At 40.0% G+C, this 10754-nt stretch carries 8 protein-coding genes; 4 read left to right on the forward strand and 4 right to left on the reverse strand.

Annotated features, from left to right (window positions below; all coding sequences use genetic code 11):
* The 4 genes from Q0369_RS03060 to Q0369_RS03075 all read right to left on the reverse strand — a co-directional run.
* A partial coding sequence (locus Q0369_RS03060) for a hypothetical protein (protein WP_298095798.1) occupies window positions 1–1231 on the reverse strand: 1231 nt, incomplete at its 3' end.
* On the reverse strand, window positions 1224–1913 hold the full coding sequence (locus Q0369_RS03065; RefSeq protein ID WP_298095801.1) for an ATP-binding cassette domain-containing protein: 690 nt from the start codon (window positions 1911–1913) through the stop codon (window positions 1224–1226). The genes Q0369_RS03060 and Q0369_RS03065, both read right to left, overlap by 8 nt.
* A complete protein-coding gene (locus tag Q0369_RS03070; RefSeq protein ID WP_298095805.1) occupies window positions 1913–2710 on the reverse strand; it encodes an ABC transporter permease in 798 nt (265 codons plus the stop codon). The genes Q0369_RS03065 and Q0369_RS03070 overlap by 1 nt, the downstream gene beginning before the upstream one ends.
* Complete coding sequence (locus Q0369_RS03075) at window positions 2704–3663, reverse strand: ABC transporter substrate-binding protein (protein ID WP_298095808.1); 960 nt, start codon at window positions 3661–3663, stop codon at window positions 2704–2706. Before Q0369_RS03075 ends, Q0369_RS03070 begins: the two co-directional genes overlap by 7 nt.
* A gap of 374 nt (window positions 3664–4037) precedes the next feature.
* On the opposite strand from Q0369_RS03075, the gene Q0369_RS03080 reads away from it, so the two are divergent.
* The 4 genes from Q0369_RS03080 to Q0369_RS03095 all read left to right on the forward strand — a co-directional run bounded on the left by Q0369_RS03080 (window position 4038) and on the right by Q0369_RS03095 (window position 10662).
* Complete coding sequence (locus Q0369_RS03080; RefSeq protein WP_298095812.1) at window positions 4038–6353, forward strand: DNA methyltransferase; 2316 nt, start codon at window positions 4038–4040, stop codon at window positions 6351–6353.
* Between the two features lies 1 nt (window position 6354).
* Entirely contained in the window at window positions 6355–7146 is a 792-nt protein-coding gene (locus Q0369_RS03085) for a hypothetical protein (protein ID WP_298095815.1), read from the forward strand.
* A gap of 473 nt (window positions 7147–7619) precedes the next feature.
* Window positions 7620–7895, forward strand: a complete 276-nt coding sequence (locus Q0369_RS03090; protein WP_298095818.1) for a hypothetical protein — start codon at window positions 7620–7622, stop codon at window positions 7893–7895.
* 4 nt (window positions 7896–7899) lie between these two features.
* A complete protein-coding gene (locus Q0369_RS03095; protein ID WP_298095820.1) occupies window positions 7900–10662 on the forward strand; it encodes a DEAD/DEAH box helicase family protein in 2763 nt (920 codons plus the stop codon).
* The last annotated feature ends 92 nt before the right edge of the window (window positions 10663–10754 follow it).

A 10754-nucleotide genomic window follows, 5' to 3' on the forward strand; every position in this document is an offset into this window, starting at 1 on the left:
TCGGATGGGAGAAAAAATTCCTCGCGCGCTCGTCTTTAAATTTAGGCGCGTAAAAACCCAGCTCTTGCTGCTGCGCCGGGCACGGCTCGGAATTCTGCGGCGAAACGGACTCTGCTTGATTTTGCGTGGAATTAGCTTTGGAATTCCGATCGGAATTTTTAGAGCTTTGCGAGAAGTTCTGAACAGAATTTGGTTCGGCGCTTCCGCCGTTTTGTGAGAAATCCCACGCGAAATTTTGATTTTTAAAGCTTTGCGCGGAAGTGGGTTTGGAGTTTTGACTTTGATCTGAATTCTTGGCGCTTTGTAAGAGGTTTAGCGGTAAATTTTGCTCGGAATTTTTAATGCTCTGCGAGAAGCTCAGCTCGGAGTTTGATTTGACGCTTCTGCCGCTTTGCGAAAAACCCCACACGGAATTTTGATATTTGAAGCTTTGTGCGGGCTCTACTTCCGAATTGCGAGCTGAAATTTTAAAATTTCGCGTAGAAATTCCGCCTGAATTTTTAAAATAATCTGCGCCAAATCCACAACGCAGACGGGCGTCTGGGTTCGCACCAAATCTGCAATGTAGACAGGCGGCACGAGCGGGGCGGTCGGATACGCGCTGCAAAGGATCGTTCGCACTAGAGCTGGACCGCAAGCTGGCACTCGCGCTGGAGTCGCGGCGTGAGTGGACATCTCGGTTCGCGCCAACGCGCCGTAAGCAAACACCCACGCTAGAGCTACGCCATAAGTAAGTACTCGCGCTAGAGCCGCGGTATGTATCGCCGCATAATAGCGCCGAATTTCGTGCAGCAAAGCCGTAGCGCACTGCGCCGTTCAAGAGCACGCTCACGATATAATCATAGTTCGCACGGCTGCGTAGCTCGTATTTTGGTGCGATAAAACCACGGCGCCAGGCATCCTGCGAAAGGCTGTATCCGCTTACGTTAAGATCGCAGCGCCCGATGTCCCGAAAAGGCCTGTCTATGCAAGCAACGAAATCATAACATTTAGCATCTCGCAAAAGCCTGTGTCCGCCCGCACCGACATCGCGGCATCTAATACTTCGCAAGAGCCCGTGTCTGCGTATGCCCAGATCGTCGCATCTAGCGCCCAGCAGCCTGTATCTGCACGCATCTGGATCGCGATACGCGCCAAAGCCCCGCTTGCTCGCGTCTGGGCCGCAACGCAAGTTTAAATTTCGTGCGGAACCTCCCTGCTCGCGCGCATTAAAGATAAAATTTCTATTCATAATAGCTCACCCCCCTAAACTGTTCGCTTACCACGCGCTCTTCGTACCGCTCGTCGCGCGCGCTTAGCGGCTCATCCAGCCTCACGACGCGTCTAAGCCCCATCCCTTTGGGCTCAAGCTCGATGATCTCGTGGCTTAGGCGTGCGGCTTCGAAGCGGTCGTGAGTCACCAAAAGACAGGCAAGCCCCTCGCGCTCGATCTTTGAAACTAAAATTTCGATCAGCGCGCCGCGCAGATCGCGATCGAGCCCTACAAACGGCTCATCAAGCAGCGCCAGATCGCAGCCGCTAAGGATCGTGCGCAAAAACGCCGTGCGCTTTTGCATGCCGCCGCTTAGCTCTCGCGGGAATTTATTCAGATCACTCGGACTTAGCCCGATCTTTGCGGCGAGGGCGTAAATTTCGTTCATGCCTGCGGGGCTAAAAATTTCGATATTTTTAAGTGCCGTGAGGTTCGGCAGCAGGCGGTTTTCTTGAAACAAAAAGCTGATTTTCTTAAAGCCGTTTTCGATCTGTCCGCTTTTTTTATCCTCCAGCCCGCAGACCAGCCGCAAAAGCGAGGTCTTGCCGCAGCCGCTCGGACCAAAGAGCGTCTTTACTTCGCCTGCGCGCAGCTGCAGTGAAAAATCGGAAATTATAACGTCGCGCAGAATTTCGTAGCACAGATTTGAAATTTTTAGCATCATCTGCTCCACGGCATCAGTAAAATTTCAAGCGGCTTGGTCACGAGATAATCGAAAAGCGCCGTAAAGGCTATGACTAGGCACACATACGCCATGACCTCGACCGTATCGATATTGACGCGCGCTTCGGCTATCTTTGCGCCGATGCCGTCGTTCGCGCCTAAAAGCTCCGCCATCACAAGCACCTTCGCGCCGTTGCTGACCGCGACGTAGATCGCAGGGAGCAGCCGCTCGATTAGGTGCGGCGCGTAGAGGTAGCGCAGTTTTTTTAAAATTGAGCTTTTGTAGCTGTCGAAAAGCTCGGTGTATTCGGTGCTCACGCTAGCCATCGCCTGCACTGCGGACGCAAAAGTCATCGGCGCGACGACGATAACGACGGTAAAAAGCACGCTTTTATCGCCGAAATGAAACCAAAATATCGCAAGCACGATCCAGACGATGGGCGGCGTCGAAAGAAGCACGGTAATTAGCGGGTTTAAAAAGGCTCGCAGGCTTTTGAAATACCCCGCCGCAAGCCCGCTGCAAATCCCCGCAAAAAGCGCGAGGAAGGTGCCTGCAAGCGCACGTTTAAGCGACAGAGCTAGATCGTTTGCGGCAAAATTTCTTAAAATTTCGCACGCCTTAGAAAAAACCGCCGCGGGCTGGGGAAGAATGAGCGGCCCATAAGCCTCGCTCGCCACCTGCCAAAGGGCTATGAAAAAGCACACCGCCCCTAGGCTCGCAAAGCCGCCCCACAGATAATCTATGACGTAAAACGCGGGGTTTTGAGCTTTGCGAATTTTATCGATTTTTAGCATAGAAAAAACTCGTCCTTAGGCATCGCGCCGCCGAGGAGCTTAGGGTTAAATTCCATCAGAATTTCATAAAATTTCAAAAGCTCGTCCTTGATCTCGCTAGGCTTTTTGACGCATAAATTCGACGTATCGATACTCATAAATATCGCAGGCGGCGGCGCGGGAAAGAAATTTGTCCCGATCGCCGCGGCGCTTTGTTTGTTCGCTTTGATCCACGCAAGCGCGTCTGTCAGATCGGCGTTTAAAATTTCAAAATCCACCTTTTTCGCGGCGTAAAAATCAGTATCTGCGATGATGCCCGCTTGCGGGATTATGGGCTTTACCGAAAACGCCTGCGCCCACATATCGCTTAAATTTGCCCCTCGCTGCACGGCGATACCCGATACTTTGCCCTTCAAGATCATGGCGCTTGCTAGCGGCTCGACCGTGATCGCGACGTCGTAGTCCTTGGCCAAAAACAGCTGCGCGCTCTCTGCGGGGCTGGCGGTGTAGTCGATATTTAGCCCGCTAATGCCCTGCTTTTTCGCTATGGCTCGCACAATGATGTCTAGCATGTCGTTTTTAAAAGGCATTACGATCTTTTTGCCCTTCAGCTGCGCAAATTCCGTTATCTTCTCGCCCTTGCTCATCACGAAATTTAGCCCCTCGGTGAGGATATTTACCATACCGATCTTGCGCCCCTGATTTGCGAGGTTCACCCCCACGTTGCTAGGGCTCATCATGACCTTGTACTCGCCGTTTGCCACGCCTGCGCGCAGCTGATCGGGATCGCGCCAAAGCTCGAGCTTCGCGTCGTATTTTTTGCCGATCTGCCCCTGCATGCACGCAACGCCGATGATGAGGCTAGGCATCGCAGGCGCGCCATAAATAGTAAAAGCCTCCTTTGCAAAAAGAGGGCTAGCAAGCCCGCTAGCCGCCAACGCGGACGTTAGTTTTAAGAAATTTCTTCTTTGCATCTTCTCCTCTTTTCATTCCTGCCAAACGGCAAGATTTTGATAATCGATGTGCAATTATATCAAAAACAGGAGTGATTCGGTTTGATTAAGCTCAATAGTCCCTCTTTAAATTTTAATGCGCTAAAATTTAAAACGTCCCGCAGCGATAAAATTTTATGCTAAAATGGCGCAAATTTCAATCCAAGGACATAAAATGAGAAGCGACATCATTAAAAAAGGCTATACGCGCGCGCCGCACAGAAGCTTGCTAAGAGCGACCGGGCTAAAATGGTGTTGCAATAGACGTTCTGCTTGACAATAACTGTTTCAAAACTAGGTATTTAAAGCTATCCGTAATTTAAAAATAGTTATAATCCAATTAAAAAGGCTTGTATATGAATTATAAAAAAGCATTTTATTCGAAACTAGAAGACTGCTACTTGGGTGTAAAGATCAAGGACACGAAAGATAAAAGCGGTTTTAGTAACCTTTTAAGCATAAAAGAGCGATATTTCGAGTATATTAAGCAAATTTTAGATAAGCAAATTTCGTCCACGAACGATTCTGACGAACATGAAATTTACAACAAGCTTTACACGTTTTTCGATAGTTATCTAAATGAAACAGGCACGCCATTTTTTACCGATACGCCGATTTATAAAAATATCTACGCTAAAATTTACTCAAACTCCAAAGACACGAGCCTATTTTATAAAACGCAAAATTTATACTACGTAAAATCGGACGTAATCTATAAAAGTATGACGCTAACCGATGAAAACACTAAATTTGCGGTGGAATTTAACGCGAACGAGTTTCGCCGGTCGAGCGATAATGTAAAATCAAAGCTAATTTTTAAATTCGCAGGATTAGAGCAAGGTGCGAATTTGCAGATACAAACTCCGCTAATCAAAATAAACGTAACGAATCAAAGCGAGCTATTTAAGAACTTAAAAAGCGTTTTTAAGCAAGGAAGCGGTGAATTCACGGACGATTTTTTAAAAGAGCTAAAAGGGCTCAAAATTGACGAAGACGAGCTAAAAAAGATTTTTCGTAGCTATAAAAAGCAAAACGAAGTGGATTTTTTTATCCATAAAGATGCCGAGAATTTTTTGAAAGAGCAGTTTGAGTTATGGATGTTTAGTTATCTTTATGCCGACAGCAAGACGCACAAGTGGCAGCCTTACGCAATTGAGAGATTGCAAAGAATCCGCAATATCGCATTCGAGTTAATCGAAATCATAGCCAAATTTGAAAACGAGCTAAAAGCGATCTGGCTAAAACCCAAATTCGCCAAAAATACGCAGTATGTTTTTACGCTGGATTTAATACCTAATTTCGATATTTCGCTCGTTACCGACAAGCAAATTGCCGAGTGGAAAGAGTTAAATTTAGTTGACGTTAACTTTACGACTAGCACGCTAAAAAGCGACTTTGGAAAATATAAATTCCTACCACTCGATACGAAATTTTTAAACTATAAAAATAGACTGGATTTGCTTAGCAGGTTTGAAAATTTAGACGAAATTTTAAATGGCGAACTAGTAAAATCGGACAATTTCGCTGCACTAAATACCCTAATGCCTCGTTATAAAGGTAAAATCGACCTTGTCTATATCGATCCGCCGTTTAATACAGGCTCAGACTTTGAGTATAAAGACCGCTTTCAAGATTCCACGTGGCTTACGCTAATGCAAAACCGCCTAGAATTCGCACGTGAAATTTTAAGTGAGCGTGGGAGTTTTTATCTACACCTAGACCACAATGCAAACTATATGGGACGAATGCTGTTAAATGATACGTTCGGTAAGGATAAATTTATAAATGAAATTATTTGGAGTTATCGTAGCGGCGGAGCTTCAAAAAATGAGAGTATGCCAAGAAAACACGATAATATTTGGCTATACTCTAAAACAGATAATTTTGTCGTCAAGCCTCTATATGAAATACAATACTATGATGTAAATTTTATGGGCAGTTGCAGTCAGGATGAAAATGGAAAATTTTATGTAAATACTCTTTTAAGAGATGTACTTGAGGGTGATATTAAAATAAATAAAGATGGGAAAACTCAATTATATAGTGTTAAACCTGTATTAAATTTATCATCGGAACATTTAGGATTTGGTACACAAAAACCAGAGGGGCTTTTGTCGCTCCTTTTTGAAATAGTAAATACTGATAAAAAATCCATCATTTTAGACTATCATTTAGGCTCGGGCACAAGTGTTGCGGTGGCGCAAAAACTCGGTCGAAAGTGGCTTGGCGTGGAGATGGGTGAGCATTTTTACAGCGTGATTATCCCGCGTCTTAAAAAGGTGCTCGCAGGGGTGCAAAGCGGTATCAGTAAAGACGCGGGCCATCATGGCGGCGGAGCGTTTAGATATTTTGAGTTAGAAAGCTACGAAGAGGCGCTGAATGAATGCGAATACGCGCTAGATGAGAGTGGCGTGATAGATTATCGTAAATCGCGCAAGCTCATAAAGGAGCTAAATAAGGGAGAGAAAGTGTGCCTTGATATGGACGGATACAGGGGTGAATTTGACATTTTTTTGAGTTATTCAAATTTGACTGGCGCAAAAATCAAACGAATTTTTGCGCGTGACGACGTAGAGTGCGCAGAATTTGAAAACGGTGAAATAATGCAAAAAGATGACATCGATATGGCAAAATTTCCTAAAATCCGCGACCTAATCTGGTGGGAGAGGTAAGATGAGCGAGAAAATAACTTTTAGTGAATGTGAACTTATTATAAATCAAAGCGAAATTCCACAAATAAATATTTTTGAAAATAAACAATCTGATAGTTATGAGCTAGATGGAGTTTATTATCAGGTTGATTGTGAAATCATAAAAAATAATATCTTTTGGATCTATGCTAAATATGGCAAACCTAAACCATATACAGATGAAGTTTTGAATATAGAAACGCAAGAGAATTATAAAAATAGCAGAAGCCCAAATGAAGCAGAACTTAAAAATCAGCTCTTTTGCATATATATTTATGATAAAGCTACGCTATATGTTTCTGATTTTAGAAAAAATAGTTTTTTGAAAGATTATTTAAAAGCTAAGTATAATAAGGAATTTGATATTAAAAAATATTTTATAGATCCGAAAGAATTTGTAGACACAATATCATCTGTTGAAAGTATTAAATTTACATCTGGCGATAAAGATTTATTTAATGGCGCAATATTTGATGATATTGGCGATGTGTATGGATTAGGGCAGCCTATCAATTTTACGCTAGAAGCAAAAATTCAAAACAAATTATTTGAACGTGAAAAATTTATAAATTTTCTTAATAGATTCAAATTTAAAAAAGAAAATTGCGAAATTAGTAGGGTAATTTGTATAGGTAAAGATGACGAAGGCTTTGAAAAAATTTTTAACCTTGAAACCTTAATGAAAAAAATACAGGTCAATGTTGAAAAAGATAAAAATGGAATGTATGACGCGGAGTATGTAAAACGATCGCTCTTGGAACAATTGAATGTATAGATATCATAAAATATCTGTGATAATTATTTTTTTATTATCCTTTATATCTATTTTTATATCATTAATTTTTTTTAATATGGAAAAAATAGAAAATGTTGTAAACACATTTTCTGCAAATTTAATTACATTTATGTCTATTACTTTTGGTTTTTATCTTACTAGTTTGTCTATACTATTTTCATCAAAATATCTTGGAACTTTGTATAATATTGATCCAATAAAGCCAATCCAATGCAGAATACATACTTTAAAATATTATATAAAAAATGCAATTTATAGTGCCTTGATTACAATTATTGCTTGTTTTTTGGCTTTAGTTGCACCTATAATTAATAATGTATATTTTTACAAAATAATATTTTCTTTGCTAATTGGGCTATTTATTATTAATTTTATGTTTATATATTTTATTTTCAAAGTTTTTATAAATGCATTAATAGTTCAATCTTTACATAAATTTAAGGAAGATAAGAATGCAAAATAACATCATCTATCAAAACTCAAAAAGCCAGTCGCAAATTAGCATTAGACTAAAAAACGAAACTCTATGGCCAAGTCAAAAGCAGATTACTGAGTTGTTTGAAGTGGATAGAAACGTTGTAACAAAGCACATAAAAAATATATTAAATGGTGATGGGTTAGACAAGAAATCAGCTGGTATAAAATTTGTATTAACTGCGACTGACGACAAAAGCTATGATGCGAATTTTTATAACTTTGACATAATAAGGCCAAGCAAACAAAGGTAATAGAATGAAAAAGCTAGCCGATAAACTAATTTTAACCGAAATTTTAAAAGAGCGGAATTTAAGCATGGAGTGCAAAAATCTAAATTTTAAAGATTTTGCTAAATTTTCGCTTACCGATTATCAACAAAGTGCCGTAAAAAACGCTTTGAAAATTTTAGAATTTTACTACTCTAGAGAGCGAGAAAATTTACTTAGAAAATACCGCGAATTTGATAAAAATTTAAATGCACACGAGACCAATCGCGCCAGTTTTTGGATGGCGACGGGAAGTGGAAAAACGATCGTAATGATAAAGCTGATTTGGGCGATTTCACGACTTATTAAGCTTGATATTTTGCCCAAAAAGCCGATTTTACTTCTTGCGCCGACCGAACAAATTTTAAGCCAGTTTAAAGAGCGAATAAACGAATTTAATCGCTATCAAAATGCACAAATAGACGTGCGTGAATTAAAAGATTTTGAAAGCATAAATTCCGGGCTAAATTTATATGATACGACGCTTTTTATTGCTCGTAGCGATTTACTGGAAAATGCCGAAAACACGAGTAAAAAAGATGCAGGCAAAAGGCTAAATTACGCAAATTTTAAAAATGAAAACGGCTGGTATATTTTACTAGACGAAGCGCATAAAGGGGACAGCACCGATTCCGTGCGAAAAGGCTACATAAACGAACTGGCAAGCGGTAAAAAAGACGAATTCCCTCGCGGATTTATCTTAAATTTTAGCGCGACTTTCACGGACGAAATTGATCTAAAAACCTGCGCATTTAACTATAATTTACAAAAATTTAACAACCAAGGCTATGGCAAAAATATCGCGATATTTGAAAATAAGCTAAATTTAGATGATTTAGAGCAAATTTTGCAAAGCTTTATAATCTTTACGTCGATTAAAATTTCAAATCGCCGAATTTCGCGAAGATTATCAGATGCCCTTTATCATGCGCCGCTAATCATCGCTGTATCGGACAAAGTAAATACGCAGGATGCCGGCATAAAACAGTATTTTGAGGCTATTTGCAAGGTGCTAACAAACGACGTAGATATCCCTAAAATAGTTGAAAATTTAGTCCAAATTTTAAATCAGCTTGAATTTGTTTTCGGCGGCGAGAAAATTGGCGATGGATTTATAAAAATAGTTAAAAATATCGATGCAAAAACTATGCGTGAAGAGCTATTTTACGCACAAGGTGTTTCAAGCTTAGAGGCTTGCATAATCAAAGGCAATGATAAAGAGATAGCATTTAAAAGTAAAAATGCCAGTAAGCCTTTTATGCTACTAAATATCGGCGATACGAAAGGCTGGAAAAAAGAGTATCTAAACGAGCTTGGCGTGCAAAGTGAAATCGATGTAGATAACGGTTTTTTCGCACATATTAACGAGCGAAATTCTCCGATAAATATAATGCTTGGAAGCAAAGTTTTTAGCGAGGGCTGGGATAGTAACCGCGTAAATTTGATAAGTTTTATAAATATAGGCTCACGCTCGGCCAAAAAATACGTAACGCAAACGATAGGACGAGGCGTTAGAATCGAACCTTTTAAAAACGAACGACAGCGTTTGCGATACACGAGTAAATTTGCAGCTTTGGAATTTGATGAAAAAGAGAGGTTAAAAGAGCTTGCAAGTGGCCCAGAAACACTTTTTGTTTTTGCTAGTGACCCGAAAGCGATAGAGGCTATTTTGAGCGAATTGGAGCAATTTAAAACCGGTGAAATTTTAAAAGGCTTTAAAAAGTCGCAGACAATCAAACCGTTGCTTTTACCCCAATATGAAGACGAAATCGGTGAATCAAAGCCCTATGTAATTTCGCACTCCGATTATAAAAATTTAAACAAGTTTATAAACTCTTACGATTTGGACGTTTTACTACTTAGCTCGGAGTTAAAAAGTCCCGATTTAGGGCTTAGCACAATAAATAAAACGCTTAAAAAAGACGAAAAATTTATAAAAATTAGTGGAGCGACCGAAAAATTTCAAAACCCGAAATTTGCACTATGCGAAATAGATAAATTCCGTAAATTTAAAAGTAAAAAATTAAAAGGTTTTAAAGAGGTTGAAAATGAAATTTCTCATTTTACAAAATTTAGCACGACGTTTGACAAAGACGAAATATCAAAGATTAACGAAGCGATTTTAAATTTATTGAAATCTAAAAGCGAAGATGAGCTTATAGATGAGTTAGAAAGCAAAAAAATTACGTCGAGAGAGTTTGCTAGTTTAATAAAACAAAATAAAAAGGATTGTGAAATTTTAGGCTTTAAGTTAGATGCTAATTTGGCTCGCCATTACTATAATCCACTTGTGATAGATGCCGATAATAAAGCGCAAATAGTATATGCAATAAGCGAAAAAAGCGAGATAGAATTTTTGAAAGATTTAAAGACTCATACAAAAGCGCTTGATGACTTTGAATGGAATTTTTGTAAAATAGTTCAAAACGTAGATGAAATTTACGTGCCGTATTTTGATGAAGAAGAGCAAATTTGGCGTAAATTTTATCCCGATTTCATATTTTGGCTAAAACAAGATGAGATTTACGAGATAGTTTTCGTCGACCCAAAAGGTCTAAAACACGGCGAAGGTGCGAGATTTAAAGCAAATGGGTTTGAAACGATTTTCGGCGGTAAAAATTTAGAATTTAATGACAATAAAATTATTGTAAAACTCGCCTACTACAATAAAGACCTGCACATCCCACAAGGGCTTGAAAAATATGTTTTTTCAAGCATAAATGAAATTTTCAAAACCGAGCGGAAAATTTAGTTTTATTTAGTTACAATCGGCACAAAAAATTTAATTAAAAAGGATCAAATTTGAGAAGCGACATCATCAAAAAAGGCTATACGCGCGCGCCG

The sequence above is a fragment of the uncultured Campylobacter sp. genome, from assembly GCF_938030685.1.
GTDB lineage: Bacteria > Campylobacterota > Campylobacteria > Campylobacterales > Campylobacteraceae > Campylobacter_B.